Origin of the sequence: Kitasatospora sp. NPDC059973 (assembly GCF_042737525.1) — a bacterium.
Classification (GTDB): Bacteria; Actinomycetota; Actinomycetes; order Streptomycetales; family Streptomycetaceae; genus Kitasatospora.
Genome location: NZ_JBHWUI010000139.1, coordinates 1 through 22,575 on the forward strand (window position 1 = coordinate 1; position 22,575 = coordinate 22,575).

Below are 22,575 nucleotides of genomic sequence, written 5' to 3' on the forward strand. Positions count from 1 at the left end.
GAGCAGAGCCCGGACGGCCGGACACAGGCGGCGGAGGGGCGGGGCCCCCCCGGGGGCCGCCCGGGCCCAGGGGGGGGGCCCCCGGGCCCAGGGGGGGGTGGGCCCCCCCCCGCCCCCGGCCCGGGGGGGCCCCCGGGGCCCCCCGCCGCCGGGCCCTACAGCTTCTCCACCGGCGCGTACCGCAGCAGCAGCTGCTTGCGCCCCTCCGTCCCGAAGTCCACCGTGGCCTGCGCCTTGTCGCCGACACCGGCGGTGGCCACCACGGTGCCCAGGCCGAAGGTGTCGTGGGTGACGCGGTCCCCCACTGCCAGGGCCACGACCTCCCGCTCGACCGCCGTACCGGCCCGCCGGGCCGACTGCCCCCAGCCCGCCTTCGGCGAGGCCGTCGCCGCACCGCGCGACGCGCCCCGGGAGGAGCCGCCCGAACCGGCGGACTTCCCGCCCCAGGACGACCCCGAGGAGTACCCGCGCGAGGCCGGCACCGACGCCGCGCCCGTCCGCTTCCACTCCACCAGCGTCTCCGGGATCTCCTCCAGGAACCGCGAGGCCGGGTTGTACGAGGGCTGCCCCCAGGCACTGCGCAGCACCGAACGCGTCAGGTAGAGCCGCTCCCGCGCCCGGGTGAGGCCGACGTACGCGAGCCGGCGCTCCTCCTCCAGCTCCTTGACCTGGTTGAGCGCCCGCATGTGCGGGAAGATGCCGTCCTCCATGCCGGTCAGGAAGACCACCGGGAACTCCAGCCCCTTGGCGGTGTGCAGGGTCATCATCGTGATGACGCCCCGGCCCTCCTCGTCCTCGTCCGGGATCTGGTCCGAGTCCGCGACGAGCGCGACCCGCTCCAGGAAGTCGGCCAGCGAGCCGACCGGCGGCGCGTCGTCCTCCCCCGCGTCGGGCCGCTCGCCCGGGTCCTGCTCGTACTCCAGGGCGACGGAGGCCAGCTCCTGGAGGTTCTCCACCCGCGTCTCGTCCTGCGGGTCCGTGGAGGACTGCAGCTCGGCGAGGTAGCCCGTCTCCTCCAGCACCGCCTCCAGCACCGCGGCGGGCCCGGCACCCGACTCGACGACCTGCCGCAGCCCGGCCATCAGCGCGTTGAACTTCTTCACCGCGTTCGCCGAGCGGGCGGCCATGCCGTACGCCTCGTCGACCCGCTGGAGCGCCTGCGCGAAGGAGATCCGCTCGCGCCCGGCGAGCGCGTCGATCATCGCCTCGGCCCGCTCGCCGATGCCGCGCTTGGGCACGTTGAGGATCCGGCGCAGCGGCACGGTGTCCTCCGGGTTGGAGAGCACCCGCAGGTACGCCAGGACGTCCCGGACCTCCTTGCGCTCGTAGAAGCGCACCCCGCCGACCACCTTGTACGGCAGGCCGACCCGGATGAACACCTCCTCGAACACCCGGGACTGGGCGTTGGTCCGGTAGAAGATCGCGACGTCGCCGGGCTTGGCGTCGCCCCGGTCGGTCAGCCGGTCGATCTCGTCGGCGATGAACTGGGCCTCGCCGTGCTCGTCGTCCGCGACGTAGCCGACGACCTTCTCGCCGTGGTCACCGGCCGTCCAGAGCTTCTTCTCGCGGCGGCTGGTGTTCCGCTCGATGACGGCGTTGGCGGCGCTCAGGATGGTCTGCGTGGAGCGGTAGTTCTGCTCCAGCAGGATCGTGGTCGCGTTCGGGTAGTCCTCCTCGAACTGGAGGATGTTGCGGATCGTCGCACCGCGGAAGGCGTAGATCGACTGGTCCGCGTCACCGACCACGCACAGCTCGGCCGGCGGCACCTCGGCCAGCCGTCCGGCGGCCGGGTCGACGTAGTCGCCGTCCACGGTGCGCTTCGGCGCGGCCGCGGCGGAGCCCCCGCTGAGCTCCCGGACCAGCATGTACTGGGCGTGGTTGGTGTCCTGGTACTCGTCGACCAGGATGTGCCGGAACCGCCGCCGGTAGTGCTCCGCGACGTCGGGGAAGGCCTGGAGCAGGTTCACCGTCGTCATGATGATGTCGTCGAAGTCGAGCGCGTTGGCCTCGCGCAGCCGCCGCTGGTAGAGGAAGTAGGCCTCGGCCAGCTTCTTCTCCATCGGGTTGGCCGCCTGGTCGGCGTACGTCTCCTCGTCGATCAGCTCGTTCTTGAGGTTGCTGACCTTGGCCGTGAAGGACTTCGGCGGGAACTGCTTCGGGTCCAGGTCGAGGTCCCGGCAGACCAGGGACATCAGCCGCTGGGAGTCGGCCGAGTCGTAGATCGAGAACGAGGACGTGAAGCCGAGGAGCTTGCTCTCCCGGCGCAGGATCCGCACGCAGGCGCTGTGGAAGGTGGACACCCACATCGCCCGGGCCCGCGGCCCGACCAGCTGCTCGACGCGCTCGCGCATCTCGCCGGCCGCCTTGTTGGTGAAGGTGATCGCCAGGATCTCGCCCGGCTGCACCCCGCGGGCGCCCAGCAGGTGGGCGATCCGGTGGGTCAGCACGCGCGTCTTGCCGGAGCCGGCGCCGGCCACGATGAGCAGCGGCGAGCCCGCGTGCAGGACCGCCTCGCGCTGCGGGTCGTTCATCCCCTCCAGCAGCTGGGCCGGGTCCACCACCGGGCGGGCGGCGCCGTTGCGGTAGAAGGCGTCCCGCTCGGCCTGGGCCGCGTGGTCGGTCTGGAACAGCCCCTCGGGGATCGCCTCCTCGTACGCGTCGTACGGGACGTCGTCCTCGAACGGCGGCGGCTCCTGCGTCGTCGGGGCGGCGGCGGGCTGCTGCTTCGACCCGGCGGCGGGGGCCTCGAAACCGGGGAGCGGGAGGTCGTCAAAGAGGCTACTCATGGCACTCCGAGTCTATGGCCCCGCACTGACAAGCCCGCCCGGCCCGGAGGAATCCGGGCCGGGCGGGCGGCCTCGCGAGGGCCGTCGGCCCTGGCGCGAGCGGCGTCGCGAGGGCCGTCAGACCAGGCGGCGGGCGGTGGCCCACCGGGTCAGCTCGTGCCGGTTGCTCAGCTGGAGCTTGCGCAGCACGGCCGAGACGTGGCTCTCCACCGTCTTCACCGAGATGAACAGCTGCTTCGCGATCTCCTTGTACGCGTAGCCGCGCGCGATCAGCCGCAGCACCTCGCGCTCGCGCTGGGTCAGCCGGTCGAGGTCCTCGTCCACCGGCGGGGTGTCCGTGGCGGCGAAGGCGTCCAGCACGAAGCCGGCCAGCCGCGGCGAGAACACCGCGTCGCCGTCGGCGATCCGGAAGACGGCGTTGACCAGGTCCGTGCCGGTGATCGTCTTGGTGACGTAGCCGCGGGCCCCGCCGCGGATCACGCCGATGACGTCCTCGGCGGCGTCCGAGACGGACAGCGCCAGGAACTTCACCTGCTCGCCCATCAGCCCGGCCGAGCGGCGCAGCACCTCGACCCCGCCGCCGCCCGGCAGGTGGACGTCGAGCAGCACCACGTCGGGCCTGGTCTCGGCGACCACGCGGACCGCCGACTCCACGTCGTCGGCCTCGCCGACCACGTCGATGCCGGTGACCTCGGTGCGCCCGATCTCGGCCCGCACCCCCGTCCGGAACATCCGGTGGTCGTCGACCAGTACGACCCGCGCGACCCTCCCCCCGCCCTCGGCCGGGGTCCCTCCCGTCGGCGCTGCGTCAGTCATTCGTTCTCTCCATCTCCAGCTCGACCTCGGTGCCGCCGTCCGGCGCGGGCCGCACCCGTGCGGTGCCGCCGTTGCGCTTCATCCGGCCGATGATCGACTCGCGGACACCCATCCGGTCCTCGGGCACCGTGTCGGGGTCGAAGCCGGGGCCGTGGTCGCGTACGAACACCGACACCGTCTCTCCCTCCACCTCGGCGTAGACCTGGACCGGTCCCCCGCCACCGTACTTGGCCGCGTTGACCGTCGCCTCCCTCGCGGCCTGCATCTGCGCGGCGATCCGCTCGTCCATCGGGCAGTCGCCGACCACGACCAGCTCGACCGGGACGCCGTGCCGGTCCTCGACCTCGGCGACCACCGCGCGCAGGCTCTCCGCCATGGTGTCCGGCGCGTCCTCGGCGACCGCCTCCGGGCGGTAGAGCCAGAGCCGCAGCTCGCGCTCCTGGGCCCGGGCGAGCCGCAGCACCTCCTTCGGGTCCTCGGCCCGGCGCTGGATCAGGGTCAGGGTGTGCAGCACCGAGTCGTGGACGTGGGCCGCGATCTCGGCGCGCTCCTGCGCGCGGATGCGGGCGGTCCGCTCGGCGCCGAGGTCCTGCCACATCCGCAGCGCGTACGGGCCCACCAGCACCAGGACGCCGGCCAGCACCGCCAGCGAGGCCTCCACCACCGAACCGAGCGTGGAGCCGCTGCCCTGCATGGCGAGGAAGGCGATGGTGCCGGCCACCACCAGCAGCACACCGCCGCCGACCCGGGTGTAGGCCCCGCGCCGCTTCTCGCCCTCCTCCAGGCCGAACCAGCGCTGCCAGCGGGAGTCGTCGGCCTGCCGCCAGACCAGCGCGACACCGACGCCGATCGCCAGCAGCGGCCAGGTGTACGGCCGGGCGGTCTGCACGCCGAGCGCGTTCAGCAGGGCGATCAGCCCGATCACCACCATGACCAGCGCGGCGAGCTGCCCCAGACCGCCCTGGCGCCGCCCGGCCCGCCCCGGGGCGGGCTCCCCGCCCGGTTCGGCCACCGCCGTGGCGGGCTCGCCCTGCAGCGCGTGCTGCAGCAGTTCGCGCAGCCGGCCGATCCAGCCCCGCCGACCCTTGCTCAGCTCCGCCCCCGACGCCCCGGAGGCCTGCCAGGAGCCGGCCGGCACGAAGGCGCCGTTGACGTAGACCCAGTGCGCGCCGCCGCGCTGCGCGGGCTCGCCGATGCCGATCGGCACCACGAACCAGAACGCCGCGTACAGCAGTGCGCCGATCCCCTGCGCGAAGAAGAGCAGCACGAAGGCGACCCGGACCCAGGCGACCGGCAGCCCGAGGTGCACCGCGAGCCCGTGCGCGACGCCGCCGAGCATCCGGCCCTGGGGGCTCCGGTAGAGCCGCCGGTACGGCGGGCGCTCGCTGCCGGGCACGGCCGGGTCGGCGACGGCCGCCGACGCGGGGTCGGGGACGAGGGGGCGGGGATCGGTACCGGGTGCTGCCACGGCACCGATGGTTCCACGCACGCGGGCCCGGGCGCATCAGGGTGGAGCCCCCATCCCTCTCAGGGACAAGTCAGGGTACGGACAGGGCTCGCACCGGTTGGGCGGCGCCGCCGGAGCCACCAGGATGGTGGGCATGACCGAGGACCACCGCATCCAGGAGACCGGGGCGAGCGCCCCGCCGGCACCCGACCGCCCGCCGCTGAACCGCACCGAGCACCACCGCGTGGTGGCCGGGGTCTGCGGCGGCCTGGGCCGGCACCTGGACATCGACCCGGTGGTCTTCCGGGTGGTGACGGTCGTGCTCTGCCTCTCCGGCGGCCTCGGGCTCTTCCTGTACGGGCTGGCCTGGCTGATCATCCCGACCGAGCCGGTCCCGGACGGCCGGGGCGGCAGCAAGGGCGGCCGCACCGAGCTCCAGCGGGTGCTCACCGGCCGGGTGGACGGCCAGTCGATCGGCGCGGTGCTGCTGACCGTGATCGGCACCGGCGTCTTCTTCGCCTCGATGGGCGACGGGGACACCATGTTCCCGCTGCTGCTGCTCGGGGCCCTGGTCTTCCTGGCGGTCCGCTACGACCCGGAGCGGCGCCACGGCCGGCTGCGCGGGCGCCGGCGCGGCCGGGACCGGCGGCACGGCCCGTACGACCGGTGGTTCCCGGAGGCCGAATCGGCCGCCGCCGACCACTCCTGGCCGCGCACCGACGAGGGCGAGCGGGCCCGCGAGCGGCACGCCCGGGAGCGGGCATCCGGCACGGTGCCGGCCGACACCCCGCACGCGGGCCCGAGCGGCTACCTGTGGGACCCCCGCCACCCCGAGCGCAACCCGTACGGCGCAACCGCCACGCCTCCTCCCGGCGGCCCCGCGCAGCCCTGGTGGCAGCGCCCCGACCTGCCCGAGGGCGACCCGCTGCGCAAGGGCGGTCCGGCCGCCCCGGCGCCGCCGCGGCCGGTGGTGGTGCACCGCCGGCACGAGCGCTCGCCGCTCGGCCTGATCGGGCTGCTCCTGGCGGTCGGCGCGGCCAGCGCGGTCTGGTCGGCCTCCGCCCACGGCGGCGCCGAGGTGGTGACCGGCACGGTACTGGCCACCGCGCTGCTGGTGGTCGGGCTGACCCTGCTGGTGGGCGCCAAGTTCGGCCGGGCCCGCCGGCTGGTCGTCCCGGGCCTGCTGCTCACCCTGGCGCTGGCGTTCACCCACGGCTCGTCGTTCTCGGTCCAGAACGCCGTCGGCGACCGCGACTGGACGGTCGTCTCGGCGGGCGACCTGGACGACCGGTACACGCTCGGACTCGGCAACGGCCGGCTGGACCTCAGCGGGCTGGACCCGGCCGGTGCCACCCTGCACAGCACCGTCGACCTCGGCGCGGGGCAGCTCACCGTGGTGGTGCCGCCGGACGTGACGGTGAGCCTGGACACCAAGGTCGGGCTGGGCAACGTCAAGGTGCCCGGGTCGGACGAGGTCAGCGGCAACAGCTCCCGCAGCTTCCAACTGCACCCGGTGGACGGTCAGGCATCCAAGGGCACGCTCGTCCTCTCGCTGAGGGTCGGGCTCGGCGACATCAAGGTGGTCCAGTCGTGAGGAAGCACCAGCTCGACCCGTTCTCGCTGATCGCGGGAGGCCTGTTCACCGTGATCGCGGTGCTCTACCTGGTGGCGGCGATCAACGACGTCTCCGTGAACGGCCGGATCGTCATCCCGGTGACCTTCATCGTGCTCGGCGTCGGCGGGCTGGCCGGGGCGGTCGCGGCGGCGGTGCGGCGCGGCCGTCCGGAGCCGCGGGACCAGGACGCGCCCTGACGGGCGCGCCCCGGCGGGGGCCGCGCGGCTCAGCTCTGCAGCGGCCCGAGGTTCAGCTTGTCGCCGTCCTTGGTGACCCCGTACCGGGGCAGCGGCTTGGTGGCCGGGCCGTTGACCACCGCGCCGGTGGCCGCGTCGAACCGGGAGCCGTGGCACGGGCAGTAGAACTGGCCGTTCTTCGGCGCGTCGACCGCGCAGCCGGAGTGCGTGCAGATCGAGGAGAGCCCGCAGTACTGGCCGGCCTTGGGCTGGACGATGTAGACCGCGTCACCGGTGGCCGGGTCCTTGACCTGGGCCGAGCCGCCGACCGGGACGCTCGCGGCGTCCACCGAGACGGGCGGTCCGGCGGGCGCCGGCGCGGCCGAGGGGCCGACGGCCTTCTTGTCCCGGCCGAAGGTGGCGGTCAGCGAGCCGGTGAGCAGCCCGGCGCCGCCGATCGCGACGGCCGCGATCCCGCCGTCCATCAGGGCCCGCCGCCGGACGTGCTGCTCGCGCAGCCCGCGCTCGCGGTCCCGGGCGGCCCGCCGGGCCAGGTAGCCGTCCAGCGAGAGGTACGGGGTGCCGGCCAGCACCAGCGGGGTCCAGGCCATCAGGTAGGCCAGGTCGTTGCCGAGGTAGTACGGCGAGACGTTCCAGCTGACGGTCAGCCAGAGGCTCAGGTTGATCAGCGCGCCGCCGAGCGCCGCGACCCGGCCCCAGAGGCCGAGCAGGGTGCCGAGGCCGACCGCCAGCTCGCCGAAGGCGACGGCGAGCGCGAACAGGGTCGGCGCGTCGAGCGCGGCTCCGAGCAGGAACGAGATCGGGCTGGAGCCCTTGGCCGCCTGGGTCTGCGAGACGAACGACGCCGGGTCGCCGGCGCCGGCCAGGTAGTGCGAGTCGGCGAGCTTGTCCAGCGCCGCGTAGACGAAGGTGACGCCCAGGAAGATCCGCAGCGGCAGCAGCGCGTACCGGGAGGCGGCCGCCTTGCGCTGGGCCAGTCGCCCGGCCCTGCCGCCGCCCGCCGCCACCGCGCCGGTCACCGTGGAGTCGCCCGCCGCCGTGGAGCTGCTGGTCGCCACGGAGCTGCTGGCCTCCGACATCCCTCACACCTTCCTTCACGGCCCGCCATCACCTGACAGGTCCGGTCCGCATTCTGCACGCTCGTGAGCGCTTTCGGTGGGAGATCCCACCCGGCGGGCGCCCGGTGCCCCGGTCCGCCACCGCGAACGGCCGCGCCGTCGCTCCCTTGTGTACGGGAACGACGGCGCGGCCGTTCAATGCCGGTTCAGGGCCGGCGGAGAGTGCCTACTCCCACTCGATGGTGCCCGGCGGCTTGCTGGTGCAGTCCAGCACCACGCGGTTCACGTCGGCGACCTCGTTGGTGATCCGGGTGGAGATCTTCGCCAGCACGTCGTACGGCAGGCGCGACCAGTCCGCCGTCATGGCGTCCTCGGAGGAGACCGGGCGCAGCACGATCGGGTGGCCGTACGTCCGGCCGTCGCCCTGGACGCCGACGCTGCGGACGTCCGCGAGCAGCACCACCGGGCACTGCCAGATCTCGCGGTCCAGGCCGGCCGCGGTCAGCTCCTCGCGGGCGATCGCGTCGGCCTCGCGGAGCAGGTCCAGGCGCTCCTTGGTGACCTCGCCGACGATCCGGATGCCCAGGCCGGGGCCCGGGAACGGCTGGCGCTGGACGATCTCCTCCGGCAGGCCGAGCTCCTGGCCGACCATCCGGACCTCGTCCTTGAAGAGCTTGCGCAGCGGCTCGACCAGCTGGAACTGCAGGTCCTCGGGCAGGCCGCCGACGTTGTGGTGGGACTTGATGTTGGCGGTGCCGGTACCGCCGCCGGACTCCACCACGTCCGGGTACAGGGTGCCCTGGACCAGGAAGTCCACGGACTCGCCGTGCTCGCCGGCCTCGGCCACGATCTCGGCCTGGGCCTGCTCGAAGACCCGGATGAACTCCCGGCCGATGATCTTGCGCTTCTCCTCCGGGTCGCTGACGCCCTTCAGCGCGTTCAGGAAGCGCTCCTGCGCGTCGACGACCTTCAGCTGCACACCGGTGGCCGCGACGAAGTCCTTCTCGACCTGCTCGGTCTCGCCCTTGCGCATCAGGCCGTGGTCGACGTAGACGCAGGTCAGCTTGGTGCCGATGGCCTTGTTGACCAGGGCGGCCGCGACCGCGGAGTCCACGCCGCCGGAGAGGCCGCAGATGGCGCGCTTGTCGCCGACCTGGGCGCGGATCAGCGCGACCTGCTCGTCGACCACGTTGCCGGTGGTCCAGGTCGGCGCGATGCCGGCGCCGCGGTAGAGGAAGTGCTCCAGGATCTGCTGGCCGTGGTCGGAGTGCAGCACCTCGGGGTGGTACTGCACGCCGTAGAGGCGGGCCTCGTCGTTCTCGAAGGCCGCGACCGGGACCACCCCGGTGGAGGCGGTGACGGTGAAGCCCTCGGGCGCGGCGGAGCAGGCGTCGCCGTGCGACATCCACACCGAGTGCTGCGCCGGGACGCCCTCGAACAGGGTCGAGCCGGTGCGGGAGACCGTCAGCGGGGTGCGGCCGTACTCACGCGCACCGCTGTTGTCGACGGTGCCGCCGAGCGTCTTGGCCATCAGCTGGAAGCCGTAGCACATGCCGAAGACCGGCACCCCGGCCTCGAAGATCGCGCGGTCGAGCTGCGGCGCGCCCTGCTCGTAGACCGACGAGGGACCACCGGAGAGGATGATCGCCTTCGGGTTCTTGGCGAGCATCTCCGCGACCGGCATGCTGCTCGGCACGATCTCGCTGTAGACCCGGGCCTCACGCACCCGACGGGCGATGAGCTGGGCGTACTGGGCACCGAAGTCGACGACCAGGACGGTGTCGGTCTCGGGCGCGGACTGGTCGGGAATAGCAGAGGACACGGACGGCCTTCCGGCAGCGGTATCTAGAGGTGTCGCGGAGCACGCCCCCGGAGGGACGGCGGCGGCGACGGGCGGGGGTCTGGGCACGAGTCTACCGGGCTGGCCGGTTTCACTCGTCTGCACGTCCAGGAGACCGTGACCGGCCGGGCGGCCGCTTCGTTGCATCTGACGAACGCACGACCGCGCCGCGCCCGCCAGGTGCGCCGCCTCCGCCCCGGCAGGGGCGCCGCCGTGCGGACTAGCAGGACCACGCGTGGAGCTCATCCCAGTCCACCGGCGCGCGTGGCGCAGCCGCTGTCCCGGCCCCGCCGGGAGCGCTGCGCCGTGGGACCGCGCGCGGGTGCAGCGGCCGGCCAGCAGGGGACAGCGACCCCGGCCGTGACTGGACACCCAAGGAGGTGGGGCGGCCGGCCCCGGGGACGCCCGGGTACCGGCCGCCGCACCCCGGCGCGCCCCGGGCGCGCACCGTTCACCGTCCCCGCGCCACCGTGCGCTTCCCTGTGCGCTGCAGCACCACCACTACGCACGGTGATCATCGACAGCGCCCGCCCCGTGCCTCCCGGCGGACCGCCGAGCCGGTCCGAACGGCCGCCGCGCCCCGGCCGGGACGAAAATGGACTGTGCCGAATCATGCCGAATCGGTTGCAGAGCAAGCCCTTCGTCCAGCACGATGCTGCTTGGAAGAGGTTCTCCCGGCAGCCGAAGGCCCCCCGCGGAGTGCCGTCCCGATGCCTCCGAGACCCGCGATGGCAACGATTGTCACCTCACGCTCCGTGAGCGAGAGTCCGGTGCAGGCATGCGCGCCGGCCCGCCCCGCCGCGTGCGTACCCGCCCTGCGCGACCGGCCCACCTCATGCCGGTGCCGCGCCGGCACCACCCAGAAGCCATTCGACGCGACGGCGCTCCTCCCCCGGCGCCGTCACCCCCAGCACCGGCGCAGCCCTGACGCCGAGTGCTGAGCGACAAAGGGCCCCGTTCCCCCGCGGGGCCCTTTGCCCTGTTCGGGGACGGAGCGCCCGGTTCCGCACCGCTCCGGCCGCGCCACCGCTGCCGACCACGCCACCGCTGCCCGCCCGCGACCGCGTTCCGGCGGCGGTCGGCCGAGCCGCACGGACGCGTGAGGGGCGCGCGGCTGCTGGCCACGCGCCCCTCGACCGCTACTGCTGCTTGCGCCAGACGCTCGGGTCGACCGGGTCGTCCTCGCCCGGCGACCGCGCGGGCGGCACCCCGCCGGACGGCATCGCCGGCGGCTCCTCGTGCGAGCCGATCACCTCGCTCACCCCCGGCCGCACGCCGGGTTCCGGCGCGATCCCCGCCTCCTGCGGCGCGCGGTCCGGGGCGGGCGCCCCCTGGTACGGCGCGTCCTGCGGCGCCGCGCCGGGCACCGCCTGGGCCCGGCCGCCGCCCGTGGCCGCCAGCAAGGGCGGCACCGCCAGCGCGCCGACCGCCGCCCAGACCACATTGACCGCCAGCACGGTGGCGAAGGCCAGCCCCACCGCGTACTCGGCGCCGAACTCCCGCTGCCGCCCGGAGTACGTCGTGGTGGAACTCGTCGAGACCACCGCGCCGGCGATCGCCATCAGCAGGCTGAGCCCCGCCGCGTACACCACCGCCAGCCGGAGCCGGTCGGCCGCGTCCAGCCGCCGCCGGTACGCCGTCCACCCGAGGAAGGCCACCGCGGCCAGCGCGAGCAGGCCGGTCCACCGCCAGTCGGCGCTCTCCCCGTGCAGGTCGAAGAAGGAGAACTCGCCGTTGTCACGCGGGCCGGACTCCCAGTCCGGGTCCGCGGTGGAGGGGCTACCGCCGCTGCCCACCTTCAGCGTCGCCGCCGACCCCAGGCCGAGCAGCAGCAGACCGACGTTCGGGAGCACGGCCAGCGAGGCGCCGGCCTCGCCGCCCTCGCCCTGGACGGCGATCAGCACGAAGCCGACGAGCGAGGCGAGGCCGATCGTCATCGTCAGCGCACGGCCCGCCGCCAGCGCGGCCACCGCCCAGCCGCGTACCGCCCGGTTGCGCCAGGCCGCCCAGCGCAGCGCGTCCGTCCCGTGGACGGCGAACGCCACCAGCCCGGCCAGCAGCGCCGTCCAGCCGACCGCCTGGAGCCAGCCGGAGTCGGCCGAGTACGTCACACCGCCCAACGAGCCGGCGTAGTCGTCCACGTCGAACCGGCCGCCGGAGGTCCCCGGGTGCCAGTCGGCGCCGGCGACCAGGCCGATCAGCAGGGTCACCGCCGCCGCGGCCACCGCGGTCCGCAGCGCCTCGGCGGCCGCCTGCCGGCTGGTCCACTGCTCACCGGTACCGGCCTGGCGCCGGCGCGCGGCGGCCCGCAGACCGATCCAGAGCGCGAGCAGCCAGAGCGCGGTGACCGTCATCGGCACCGCCCGGACGAGCGCCTCGCCGCCACCGTCCCCGTACCGGCCCCCGCCGGTGAAGCCCAACTCGAACGGCGCGCCGAGGGCGGCCAGCGCGAGGGCCAGCGCACCACCGAAGCGCTCGCCGAAGGACGGCGCCCGGAACAGGTAGAAGAAGGTGTAGTCGTCCGGGACCGCCGCGATCAGCGCCGCCAGGAACAGCACCGCGGTCGGCGCGACCATCACCTTGAACGCCGGCCGCCAGTCCGCGCCGGTCAGCCCCCGCAGGACGGCCGGGCGCGCGGTGGCCGGGTCGTAGGGCCGGCCGGTGCCCCAACTGCCCACCGCCGGCGGCGCGAAGGCGGGCGGGGCCGGTGGTGCGGCGGGCGGCGGAGGCGTGAACCCGGCGGGCGGTGCCGCGGGCGGGGCGGGCGGCGGCGGGGGCGGCGGCATGAGCGGCCGCCCGCACGAGGCACAGCCGAGCGCCCCCTCCCCCGAAGCCGCGCCGCACGATGCGCAGATGGCCATGGACCCCGAACCCCCCGTGAACGGTTGCTCCCTGGTCCCCCCAGGGAGCCCGTTTATCCCATCGTGCCCGGACGGCTGTCAACCGGCGCCGGCCACGGCTGCCCAGCGGACCGGCGGAGCGTCAGGAGGCTTCCGGGTCAAGCTTCTTGGGCACCACCGGAACGGCGAGCAGCGGCAGTCGCAGCGCACCGAAGGCCTCGGCCGGCACGGCCGGACGCACCGGCGCCACCGCCGCGACCCGCCGGTAGGCCTCGCCCGGAGCCGGGCGGCCGTCCGCCTCGCCCTTGTTGGGCCACATCGACATGGCCCGCTCGGCCTGCGCGGTGATCGTCAGCGAGGGGTTCACCCCGAGGTTGGCGGAGACCGCGGAACCGTCCACCACGCTGATCCCGGGGTGGCCGTGGAGCCGGTGGTACGGGTCGACCACGCCGGTCTCGGCGGAGTCGCCGATCGGGCAGCCGCCGAGGAAGTGGGCGGTCATCGGGATGTCGAAGATCTCGCCGACGGTGCTGCCCGCGAACCCGTTGATCTCGGCGGCCAGCGCCTGGGCGCCCTGCTCGGCCGCCGGGATCCAGCTCGGGTTGGGCGCGCCGTGGCCCTGGGTGGAGGTCAGCTGGCCCTTGCCGAGGCCCTTGGTCTTCAGCGAGACGGTGATCGAGTTGTCCAGCGACTGCATCACCAGACCGATGATGGTCTTCTCCGACCAGCGGTGCTGGTTCATCGACCGCGCGAAGGTCACCGGGTGGCGGGCCGCCGTGCCCAGGTAGCGCAGCCAGCGGGGGCCCTTCCCGCCGCCCTTGACCTGCATGATGGACAGCGCGCCCATCGCGTTGGAGCCCTTGCCGTAGCGCACCGGCTCGATGTGGGTGTTCGCGTCCGGGTGGATCGAGGAGGTGATCGCGACGCCCTTGGTGAAGTCCGCCCGGCTGCCGTAGCGCCGGTCGGTCGTCTGGGCGCCGACCAGCGCCTCGGAGTTCGTCCGGGTCAGCTCGCCGAGCCGGGCGGAGAGCCGCGGCAGGTGGCCGCCGTCGCGCATCCGGTGCAGCAGCGACTGGGTGCCGTAGGTGCCGGCCGCGACCACCACCCGGGCGGCGGTGATCGTGCGCGCGCCCGCCTTGACCCGGTCCGTCGTGGAGCGGGCGTCGGTCCGGCGGACGTCCACCGCGAAGCCCTCGCCGTGCTCGCGGATCCGGGCCACCGTGGTGAGCGGGTGGATCTCGGCGCCACCGCGCTCGGCCAGGTACAGGTAGTTCTCGGTGAGCATGTTCTTGGCCCCGTGCCGGCACCCGGTCATGCACTCGCCGCACTCCACGCAGGCCCGCCGGGCCGGGCCGGCCCCGCCGAAGTACGGATCGGCCACCTCCTCGCCGGGCGCCGCCCCGACCGCGCCGTCGGAGTCCTTCCCGTCGCCGAAGAAGACCCCGACCGGGGCCAGGTGGAAGGTGTCCCCGACGCCCATCTTCTCGGCGGCCGCCTTCAGATGGACGTCGGACGGGGTGACGGTCGGGTTGAGCCGGACCCCGAGCATCCGCTGCGCCTGGTCGTAGAACGGCGCCAACTCCTCCTGCCAGTCCGTGATGTGGCGCCACTGGCGGTCCTCGAAGAACGCCTTCGGCGGCACGTACAGGGTGTTCGCGTAGTTCAGCGAGCCGCCGCCGACCCCGGCGCCCGCCAGGATCATCACATTGGCCAGCAGGTGGATCCGCTGGATGCCGTACAGGCCGAGCCTGGGCGCCCACAGGTACTTGGCGAGGTCCCAGGAGTTCCGGGGCAGTTCGTCGCGCTCGAAGCGCCGCCCGGCCTCCAGGACGGCGACCCGGTAGCCCTTCTCGGTCAGCCGCAGCGCGGAGACCGAACCACCGAAGCCCGAGCCGATCACGACCACGTCGTAGTCGAAGTCCGCCTCGTCGCGGGACGCCACCATGTGCCACTGCTCCTTCGGGATACGAACGGACTTCGGGGCCGGGCGCCCGGGCCGGGCGGCTCCGCCGGTCGGTCCGGCCCTTCGGCCGGACTGGAGGGGACTACTTGAACCGCAGCGCCTTCAGGACCCGCAGCCCGCCGGTGAACACCGCGGCGAACTGCCGGTCGTCCAGGCCGAAGGCGGGCGCGAGCGGCATCACCCGCTGGCTGGCGATGGTCTGCGCCTCGGTGAACCGCAGGATGCCCTCGGCACCGTGCCGCCGGCCGAGCCCGGACTCGCCCATCCCGCCCATCGGCGAGCCGACCGAGCCGTACGCCGCCGCGTAGCCCTCGTTGACGTTGACCGTGCCGGTACGCAGCCGCGCCGCGATCGCCCGGCCGCGCCGGCCGTCCTTCGTCCAGACGCTGGAGTTGAGCCCGTACGGCGTGGAGTTGGCGATGGCCACCGCCTCGTCCTCGGTGTCGAAGCGGTACACCGAGACCACCGGGCCGAAGGTCTCCTCGGAGCAGACCGCCATCTCCGGGGTGACCCCGTCCAGGATGGTCGGCTCGTGGAAGAACGGGCCGAGGTCCGGCCGGGCGCGGCCGCCGGCCACCACCGTGGCGCCGGCCTTGACCGCCTCCTCCACGTGCCGGGTGGTGGCGTCCAGCTGTCGCACCGAGACCAGCGACCCCATGTCCGCGCCGTAGGCGAGGCCGCCGCCGAGCCGCAGCGCACGGGTGCGCGCGGCGAACTTCGCCAGGAACGCGTCGGCCACCGAGCGGTGCACCAGCAGCCGCTCGATCGAGATGCAGAGCTGGCCGGCGGAGGAGAAGCAGGCCCGGACGGCGCCCTCGGCGGCCCGGTCGAGGTCGGCGTCGGCGAGCACCAGCATGGCGTTCTTGCCGCCGAGTTCGAGCGAGGCGCCGACCAGCCGGGCGGCGGCGCGCTGGGCGACCTCGCGGCCGGTGCGGGTGGAGCCGGTGAACGAGACGTAGTCGGCGTGCTCGACGACGGCCGGCCCGACCACCGGGCCGTCACCGATCACGATCTGCCACAGGTCGGCCGGCAGCCCGGCCTCGATCAGCAGCTCGCGGGCCCAGAGCGCGGTCAGCGCGGTCTGCGTGTCCGGCTTGTTGACCACCGCGTTGCCCGCCACGAAGGCGGGCAGCGCGTCGCCGATGGACAGCTCCAGCGGGTAGTTCCAGGGCGAGATGTGCCCGATCACGCCCTTGGCGCGGCGGGCCTCGACCGCCCGGGTGAGCACCGGCAGCGCCCCGCCGTGCCGCTTGTCGCGCAGGTACCCGTGCGCGGCGCGCCCGTAGTGCCGGGCCGCCATGGCGACGGCCAGCACCTCCTCGAAGGCGTGCAGCCGGGCCTTGCCGGTCTCCGCCTGGATGAGGTCCAGGACCTCGTCCTGGCGCTTGAGCAGCAGGTCGTGGAAGCGCAGCAGGACGGCGGCGCGGCGGCGGACCGGCAGCGCGGCCCAGACCGGCTGGGCGCGCCGGGCCAGCTCGTAGGCGACCTCGACGTCGGCCGGGGTCGAGCGCGGCAGGGCGGCCAGCGGCTCACCGGTCAGCGGGGCGACGGTCTCCACCAGGTCCGGCTCGCCCGCCGCGGTGACCCCGGCGGCGAGGCGGGTGACCAGGGAGGGCGGAACGGCCGCGGCGACGGTACGGCCGCCGCCGGGGGCGGCGGGGTTGCGGTCCGCGGCGCCGGCGCCGGGCTGCTCGGAGACCGTGGCATCTGCTGTGAGGTCCGTCATGGGGCGCAGCCTAGGCGCTCGGCGGCCGGTTCGGTACCCGTCGGTAACAAGAATGTCGGCGCGCCGCTGCGCGGCCGGGAGCCCGCCGACCCGGTGCGGCGACGGCTCAGCGGGTGGGCGTGAAGTCCTTGAGCACCGCGTTGAACCGCTGCTCCCCCTCCGGCCAGTCCTTGTCCGTGTCCGGGCTGGAGAGGTAGATGGCGTAGCCGGTCCCGTCGCGGTCGATGAACTCCGCCTCTATCGCCCGCCGCCGGCCGCCCTCCTTGGCCGCGTAGCTGAACTCCCAGACCGCCGCGTCGTGGCCGTTCACCAGGACGCTGGTCAGCTTGTGCTGGCGGTACTCCTTCAGCTTCGAGACCGTGGTCTCCATCTGCCGCAGGTGCTCCAGCGGCTTGACCGACTGGCCGACGGTGACGGCGAACTGGAGGTAGTGGGTCTTGTTGTCCGGGCTGTAGAAGATCTGGTTCGCGGTGTCGGTGCTGCGCTGCCAGGCCGGGGTGGCCACCGGCAGCGGGAACCGGAAGCCCGCCGGGTCGTCCACCCAGCGGTAGCCGGTGGGCGGGGGATCGGTGTCGCCGGACGCGGTGGGCTGCGGCGTCCCGGAGCCGGTGGCGGTCGGGGAGGGACCGGGCTCCGGGGCTCCCCGGTCACGGGTCGCGAGGAAGGTCGCCCCGGCGGCCACCACCGCGACGGTCAGGGCGATCGCGGCGACCCGCAGCACGGCCCGGCGCCTGGCCGGGCCACGCGCGGGCGAAACGGAGTGCGCTCCCGGCGTGGGCGTGGCGGCGTGCGCTCCCGACAGGGGCGTGGCGGCATGCGCCCCGGACAGCACGGCCGGTCCGGCGGGCCCCAGCGGCCCCGTGCCCGGCCGCTCGGCGTCCACCGCGGCCTGTACCGGCGGCTGCGGCGCGGTCGGCCCCTCGGAGTCGACGACCGGGACCGGCCCGGCCGGCCCGTCGGTGCGGTCGACCACCGGCACCGACTGGGTGGGCGTCTTGACCGGCGCGACGGGCTTGAAGCCCATGGTGTGCCCGGCCTTCACCTCGGCCAGCATCCGGGCCGCCTCGTCCGCGCTCGGCCGCTCGGCCGGGTCCTTGGCCATCAGCGCGGCCAGCACCGGCCCCAGCGCCCCGGCCCGCCTCGGCTCCGGCAGCGGCTCGCCGACCACCGCGGCCAGCGTGGTCAGCGGCGAGGTCCGGCGAAACGGCGAGTCGCCCTCCACGGCCGCGTACAGCGTCGCCCCGAGGCCCCACAGGTCGGAGGCCGGGCCCGGCCGCTCGCCCTGGGCGCGCTCCGGCGCGAGGTAGTCCGGCGAGCCGACCAGGTCGCCCGGGCGGGTCAGCTCGGTCGAGCCCTCGAAGGTCGCGATGCCGAAGTCCAGCAGCACCACCCGCCCGGTGCCGCGCTCCAGCAGCACGTTGGCCGGCTTCACGTCCCGGTGCAGCACGCCCAGCTGGTGCCCGCGGTGCAGCGCGGCCAGCACCTGGCCGCCGACCTCGGCGGCGGCGCGCGGCGAGAGGGTGCCGTCCTGGCTGATCACATCGGCCAGCGAGCGGCCGTCGACCAGCTCCATCACGATCCACGGCTTGCCGTCCTGCTCCAGCACGTCGTGGACGGTGATCACGCCGGGGTGCTTGATCCGGGCGGCGGCGCTGGCCTCGCGCTTCATCCGGGCGTTCAGGATCTGCAGTTCCTCCTCGGGGAGGTGGCTGACGGTCAGCTCCTTGACCGCGACCTCGCGGTCCAGCATCCGGTCCCAGGCCCGCCAGACCGTGCCCATGCCGCCCCGGCCGAGCCGGTCGCCCAGCTCGTAGCGCCCGGCCAGCAGCCGCTCACCCTCGGCCGTCCCCGGCCGGTCCTGCACGCCCATCGGCGACCGCTCCCCCTCCTCCACCTGCCGTCACCGCGACGGAGGGCCCGGTACAGACCACATTTCGAACAGCTCTCACGGCACACCCTAGGCGCACCGCCCGGCCCCCGGTAACCTCCCCCGGCCGCAGGAGGGACGGGGGCGGCCCGGCGGGCACCGTCAGCCTGCGAACATCACCACGGCGGCCACCCCGAGCACCAGCAGCAGGAACACCCCGCCGACCAGGACCGGGCCCAGCAGGGCGGGTGGCAGCAACGGCTTCCGGGCGGGCGGCGGACCGGCGTCGGGCGCCGCCTCCGGGCGCGGGGCGCCGCGGCCGCGCCGGCGCGGGTTCAGCGGTACCAGCGGTCCCTCCGGCCGGAGTTCGAGCGCCCGGGCCGCGCGCTCCTCGTCGACCGGCTCCGGGGCACCCGCCAACAGGTCCGCCAGCTCCCGCCGGATGCCCGCCGCCCCCGGCCGCAGCGCCGGGTCGGGCTGCAGCAGCCGCTCGACCAGTGGCGCCAGCGGCCCGCAGACCGTCGACGGCTCCCGCCGGCCGTCGCGCACCGCGGTCACCAACTCGGGCACCCCCTGGTCGGGGTACGGCGAGCGGCCCGTCACCAGCCGGTGCAGCAGCACGCCCAGCGCCCAGCAGTCCCCGGCCGGGCCGCCGTCCAGCGGCCAGCGCTCCGCCACCGCACCGACCAGGGTGGCCCGGACCTCGTACCGGCGGCGGCCGCCGGGCCCGCCCAGCTCCTCCGCCAGCGCCTCCTCCGCCACCCCCGGGAGCAGCCCGCCCAGCAGGGCCGCACCGTCCTCGCAGACCAGGACGGACTCGGCGGTCAGGTTGCCGTGCGTGAGCCCGGCCTCGTGCAGCGCCCGCAGCGCGCCGGCCAGGTCCGCCGCCAACTCGGCCGCCCGGTACGGCGCGACCGGTCCGGCGGCGGCCAGGTCGGCCAGCAGCACCCCGGCCGGCCACTCCTCGACCGTCCGGAGCAGGTCACCCTCGACGAACGCGCCGACGCCCTGCAGCAGCCTCGGGTGCACGGGCGCGGCCGAACCGACCTCGGCCACCCGACGGACCAGCCGCTCGCTCTGCTCGGGCATGGGGCCGTCCGGATCGTCCGGGTCGTGACCGCTCGTCAGCAGCGCGGGAAGCTCCAGCGCGCGCAGCAGGACGGTGGCTCCCGTCCGCTCGTCCACCGCGAGTGCCCGCAGCGCCTCCGGACGGTCCGTCAGTCGGTAACGCCCCGCCAGTACCTGACCCGGACCCGCTCGCATGGGTGTTCCTCTCGCTCACCGCCCAGCCTAGGCCCTGACCGGCCGAACCTCGCCGGGTGCGCGGCGACCGGCCCAACGGGCCGCGTCGACGACCGCATTACGCTCGTTCCATGGACTGGACCGATCTGATCGACGCGGCCTTCGACGTGGCCGGCAACAGCAACCGTGACAACCGGGCCGAGGCCCTGCGCACCGTCGAGGCGAACGTCGTGCCCGACGAGAAGCCGGTCGCCTCCACGGCCGGGCGCCACCCCGACCACTTCCGCAAGGGCGTACTGGTCCTCACCACCCAGCGGCTGCTCTTCCTGAAGGACGGCAAGCCGCCCGTCCCGGTTCCGCTCTCCGCGGTGACGGACGCGACCGTCAACCGGAGCAGGCTCAACGGCGAGGTGCTGCTGGTGGTCGCGCTCACCGGCTCGCACCGCTTCGAGGACGTGGTCAAGGCCGAGGTGTTCGCCGAGCAGATCCGGGCCACCGCCCGGCTGGTCCGCGAGGCCGCGGCGAAGGCCCCGGCCGCACCCGCCGGCGCCCCGGCCGTCGCGCCGGCCGCCTCCGGCACCGAGCTGCTGGACCAGTTGGAGCGGCTGACCGCCCTGCACACCGCGGGGGCGCTCACCGACGAGGAGTTCAGCCGCGCCAAGCAGCGCCTGATCGGCTGACCACCGCCGGCCGGGGCCCGGCCTCGGGCCCGGCCGGCGGAGCCGCCTACGGCGCGGGCTGGAAGGTGTCGAAGGCGACCTGACGGGCCTGCACGCTCGCCGGCGTGCCCCAGTCCGCGTCCGGGGTGATCCAGTAGATCGAGTACCCGTACTTGGCCGGAGTGCCGGTCACGAAGCCCCGGTTGAGCGAGTGCATCCTGGGCGTGCCGTTGGTCCACTCCCAGTCGGCGGAGTTGGCCCAGTCCCGGTAGGTGATGGCCTGCAGCTGCACCCGCTGGTAGTTGCTGACCTGGGCGCGCAGCCCCGGCTCGGACTCCTGCCAGTCGGCGACCGCGCTCGGGCCCGGGGTGGTGGTCCACTCGATCTTCAGCGTGCTGCCGTTGCCCTTGAAGACCCGGCGGATGGACTCCGAGCCGGCGGGCTGCAGCCAGTCCGGCAGGACGATCGAGAAGCCGGTCGGGTCCTTGTACTCGTGGTACCCGGCGGGCACCGCCGCGCCGGGAGCCGCCGGGGCGGGCGGCACGGCGGCGGGCTGGGTCGCGGGCACGGCGGCCGGAGTGGTCTCGGCCGGAGCCGCCCCGCTCCCGGCCGGGGTCGTCGCGGCCGGTGCCCCCGGCGCCGGCGTACCGGGCGCGGCGCTGCCGGGCCCCGCGGTAGCGGCCGCCGGAGTGTCGGGTGCCGAGGAACCGGTCACGGCGGGCGGGGAGGTGGCGCCCGCGCCGTTGGCCGCGCCGCCGTCGGCGTCGCCGAAGGCCCGGACCATCGCCACCGCCCCGGCGATCAGCAGCAGCACCACCACGACGGTCACCACGGCGAGCCGCCGCCGGCCCTTGCGCGGATCGGCGCCGGCGGCCTGGGTCGCCCCGAGGGTCCACTCGCTGGTCACCGGCCGGATCGGCTCCGCCGCGGGCGCGGCGGCGGCCCCGGCGGCGGGCTTCGCGGTGTCCTCGGCGGGCTCGGCATCCTTGGCCCGGCTGCCCACCCGGACGGTGCCGAGCAGCCCGCCGATCGTGCGCCGGGGGGTCTCCCCGCCCGTCGGCTTCGCCGTGGCGCCGCCCTCGGAGTCGCCTCCCGCTGCTTCGTCGGCCGCGGGCTCCCCGGCGGCCGCCTTCACCGGCATCGCGTGCTCGGTGGTCGACTCCGCCCGGGTGGTCGCGTCGGCCACCACCCGCTTGAGCAGCGAGCGGGTCTGCGAGGCGTCCAGCCGCTCGGCCGGGTCCTTCGCCAGCAGCCCCTCGATGACCGGCCGCAGCGGCCCGGCGTTGAACGGCGTGCCGAGCTCCTCCGTCATCACCGCCGTCAGGGTGGCGAGCGCCGAGCCCCGGTCGTACGGCGGCCGGCCCTCGACCATCGCGTACAGCGTGCCGCCCAGCGACCAGAGGTCGGCCGGCGGCCCGGGCTTCTGCCCGCGGGCCCGCTCCGGGGATATGTACGAGGGCGCGCCGACCAGCATGCCGGTCGAGGTCACCGAGGCGTCGCCCTCCACGCTGGCGATGCCGAAGTCGGTGAGCACCACCCGGCCGTCCTCGCCGATCAGCACGTTGGACGGCTTCACGTCACGGTGCAGGATGCCGTGCGCGTGCGCGGCGACGAGCACCCCCAGCACGTCCAGCGCGATCTCGGCGGCCCGGCCGGGCGACAGCGGCCCGTCCTCCTTGATCACGTCCGCCAGCGAGCGGGACTCCACCAGCTCCATGACGATCCACGGCCGGTCGTCCTCCTCGACGACGTCGAAGACGGTGACGGCCGAGCTGTGCCGGATCCGGGCGGTGGCCTTGGCCTCGCGCAGTGTCCGGACGATCAGCCGGTGCTTCTCGTCCTCGTCGACGCTGCCGTTCATCCGCAGTTCCTTGACCGCGACGATCCGGCCCAGCATCTCGTCCTCGGCACGCCACACGGTGCCCATGCCGCCGCGCCCGAGCACCGCGTCCAGCCGGTAGCGTCCGGCCAGGAGGCGGCCGGTGGAGCCCTGCGCCTGGGTCATTCGGAACGTTCCCCCATGTGCTGCTGGCGGTCGAGGTGACGGCGCGTCGGCCCGGCGCGGGCCCGAACGCCAAGCCTCCATCATCCCCTGTCCCGAGGGCCCGCGACCACCCGGCCCCCGGCCAGCCTGGTGACGGACCGGAACGGCCCCGGCGCTCCGTGCCCGATCTGTGATCGAAAACTCTGTCCGGCCGCCCCCGGGCGCTGTTAGCGTTCGGCAGCTCACCGTCTTTCCCGGGGGGATTCGACGCCCATGACCGCACCCGCACCGGGCACTGACGGCCGGTCGGACCGGCCGCGTACGGCCACGCACTACTCCGTCGCACCGGAACCGGAGACCCCCGAGGGCTATGCCGCCCCGGGCATGCCCGGGGCCCCGGTGGCCGGTTACCACCCGGCCCCCGCGCCCGAGCCCGCCCCGCAGGGCCGGCGGCGCCGGGGCGGCCGCACCGCCGTCGCGATCGCCCTCGCGGTCGCCGCGATGCTGGCCGGCGCGCTGGCCTACGGTCTCGCCC

14 protein-coding genes and 1 pseudogene are annotated in these 22,575 nt (G+C 74.9%); 4 read left to right on the forward strand and 11 right to left on the reverse strand.

Annotation, left to right across the window (positions count from 1 at the left end; translation table 11 throughout):
- Positions 1-155: 155 nt before the first annotated feature.
- From pcrA to ACFWA9_RS29625, 3 genes are all read right to left on the reverse strand, one after another.
- Complete coding sequence (pcrA, locus tag ACFWA9_RS29615) at positions 156-2,786, reverse strand: DNA helicase PcrA (protein ID WP_352291275.1); 2,631 nt, start codon at positions 2,784-2,786, stop codon at positions 156-158.
- Positions 2,787-2,903: 117 nt separating this feature from the next.
- A complete protein-coding gene (locus tag ACFWA9_RS29620) occupies positions 2,904-3,602 on the reverse strand; it encodes a response regulator transcription factor (RefSeq protein ID WP_329488057.1) in 699 nt (232 codons plus the stop codon).
- Positions 3,595-4,941: a PspC domain-containing protein gene (locus ACFWA9_RS29625; RefSeq protein WP_329492133.1), complete on the reverse strand. Its 1,347-nt coding sequence runs from the start codon at positions 4,939-4,941 to the stop codon at positions 3,595-3,597. Before ACFWA9_RS29625 ends, ACFWA9_RS29620 begins: the two co-directional genes overlap by 8 nt.
- A 262-nt stretch (positions 4,942-5,203) precedes the next feature.
- On the opposite strand from ACFWA9_RS29625, the gene ACFWA9_RS29630 reads away from it, so the two are divergent.
- Together ACFWA9_RS29630 and ACFWA9_RS29635 are read left to right on the forward strand one after the other, a co-directional pair.
- Entirely contained in the window at positions 5,204-6,643 is a 1,440-nt protein-coding gene (locus tag ACFWA9_RS29630; RefSeq protein ID WP_380391035.1) for a PspC domain-containing protein, read from the forward strand.
- On the forward strand, positions 6,640-6,861 hold the full coding sequence (locus ACFWA9_RS29635; protein ID WP_352291277.1) for a hypothetical protein: 222 nt from the start codon (positions 6,640-6,642) through the stop codon (positions 6,859-6,861). The genes ACFWA9_RS29630 and ACFWA9_RS29635 overlap by 4 nt, the downstream gene beginning before the upstream one ends.
- Positions 6,862-6,890: 29 nt before the next feature.
- On the opposite strand, the gene ACFWA9_RS29640 is transcribed toward ACFWA9_RS29635, so the two are convergent.
- The 7 genes from ACFWA9_RS29640 to ACFWA9_RS29670 form a co-directional block, all read right to left on the reverse strand.
- Positions 6,891-7,940: a Rieske 2Fe-2S domain-containing protein gene (locus ACFWA9_RS29640; RefSeq protein ID WP_329488063.1), complete on the reverse strand. Its 1,050-nt coding sequence runs from the start codon at positions 7,938-7,940 to the stop codon at positions 6,891-6,893.
- Between the two features lie 205 nt (positions 7,941-8,145).
- Complete coding sequence (gene guaA / locus ACFWA9_RS29645; protein WP_329488065.1) at positions 8,146-9,741, reverse strand: glutamine-hydrolyzing GMP synthase; 1,596 nt, start codon at positions 9,739-9,741, stop codon at positions 8,146-8,148.
- 1,157 nt (positions 9,742-10,898) lie between these two features.
- Positions 10,899-12,437 carry a hypothetical protein gene (locus ACFWA9_RS29650; RefSeq protein WP_380391038.1) on the reverse strand — a complete coding sequence of 513 codons (1,539 nt, stop codon included), beginning with the start codon at positions 12,435-12,437 and terminating at the stop codon, positions 10,899-10,901.
- Positions 12,438-12,741: 304 nt separating this feature from the next.
- The gene (locus ACFWA9_RS29655; protein ID WP_380391040.1) at positions 12,742-14,544 is read right to left on the reverse strand and encodes a GMC oxidoreductase; all 1,803 of its coding nucleotides are present in this window, start codon (positions 14,542-14,544) and stop codon (positions 12,742-12,744) included.
- Between the two features lie 100 nt (positions 14,545-14,644).
- The gene (locus ACFWA9_RS29660; protein ID WP_329488071.1) at positions 14,645-16,288 is read right to left on the reverse strand and encodes a succinic semialdehyde dehydrogenase; all 1,644 of its coding nucleotides are present in this window, start codon (positions 16,286-16,288) and stop codon (positions 14,645-14,647) included.
- A 106-nt stretch (positions 16,289-16,394) separates the two neighbouring features.
- Positions 16,395-18,158 carry a protein kinase gene (locus ACFWA9_RS29665; protein WP_380391043.1) on the reverse strand — a complete coding sequence of 588 codons (1,764 nt, stop codon included), beginning with the start codon at positions 18,156-18,158 and terminating at the stop codon, positions 16,395-16,397.
- A gap of 159 nt (positions 18,159-18,317) precedes the next feature.
- Positions 18,318-19,418 carry a protein kinase gene (locus tag ACFWA9_RS29670; protein WP_352291281.1) on the reverse strand — a complete coding sequence of 367 codons (1,101 nt, stop codon included), beginning with the start codon at positions 19,416-19,418 and terminating at the stop codon, positions 18,318-18,320.
- A gap of 110 nt (positions 19,419-19,528) precedes the next feature.
- On the opposite strand from ACFWA9_RS29670, the gene ACFWA9_RS29675 reads away from it, so the two are divergent.
- Entirely contained in the window at positions 19,529-20,077 is a 549-nt protein-coding gene (locus ACFWA9_RS29675; protein WP_352291282.1) for an SHOCT domain-containing protein, read from the forward strand.
- Between the two features lie 46 nt (positions 20,078-20,123).
- On the opposite strand, the gene ACFWA9_RS29680 is transcribed toward ACFWA9_RS29675, so the two are convergent.
- Positions 20,124-22,061, reverse strand: a complete 1,938-nt coding sequence (locus ACFWA9_RS29680) for a serine/threonine-protein kinase (protein WP_380391047.1) — start codon at positions 22,059-22,061, stop codon at positions 20,124-20,126.
- Between the two features lie 252 nt (positions 22,062-22,313).
- Here ACFWA9_RS29680 and ACFWA9_RS29685 point away from each other — a divergent pair.
- Positions 22,314-22,575, forward strand: a pseudogene (locus tag ACFWA9_RS29685) (hypothetical protein); the annotation flags it as partial.

Excerpts from the sequence above, each read along its gene's own strand:
- ACFWA9_RS29655 (WP_380391040.1), bottom strand. The coding sequence starts at position 14,544 with ATGGTGGCGTCCCGCGACGAGGCGGACTTCGACTACGACGTGGTCGTG.
- ACFWA9_RS29625 (WP_329492133.1), bottom strand. The coding sequence starts at position 4,941 with ATGCTCGGCGGCGTCGCGCACGGGCTCGCGGTGCACCTCGGGCTGCCG.
- ACFWA9_RS29680 (WP_380391047.1), bottom strand. The coding sequence starts at position 22,061 with ATGACCCAGGCGCAGGGCTCCACCGGCCGCCTCCTGGCCGGACGCTAC.
- ACFWA9_RS29675 (WP_352291282.1), top strand. The coding sequence starts at position 19,529 with ATGGACTGGACCGATCTGATCGACGCGGCCTTCGACGTGGCCGGCAAC.
- ACFWA9_RS29670 (WP_352291281.1), bottom strand. The coding sequence starts at position 19,418 with ATGCGAGCGGGTCCGGGTCAGGTACTGGCGGGGCGTTACCGACTGACG.
- ACFWA9_RS29660 (WP_329488071.1), bottom strand. The coding sequence starts at position 16,288 with ATGACGGACCTCACAGCAGATGCCACGGTCTCCGAGCAGCCCGGCGCC.
- ACFWA9_RS29620 (WP_329488057.1), bottom strand. The coding sequence starts at position 3,602 with ATGACTGACGCAGCGCCGACGGGAGGGACCCCGGCCGAGGGCGGGGGG.
- ACFWA9_RS29665 (WP_380391043.1), bottom strand. The coding sequence starts at position 18,158 with ATGGGCGTGCAGGACCGGCCGGGGACGGCCGAGGGTGAGCGGCTGCTG.
- ACFWA9_RS29630 (WP_380391035.1), top strand. The coding sequence starts at position 5,204 with ATGACCGAGGACCACCGCATCCAGGAGACCGGGGCGAGCGCCCCGCCG.
- pcrA (WP_352291275.1), bottom strand. The coding sequence starts at position 2,786 with ATGAGTAGCCTCTTTGACGACCTCCCGCTCCCCGGTTTCGAGGCCCCC.
- ACFWA9_RS29640 (WP_329488063.1), bottom strand. The coding sequence starts at position 7,940 with ATGTCGGAGGCCAGCAGCTCCGTGGCGACCAGCAGCTCCACGGCGGCG.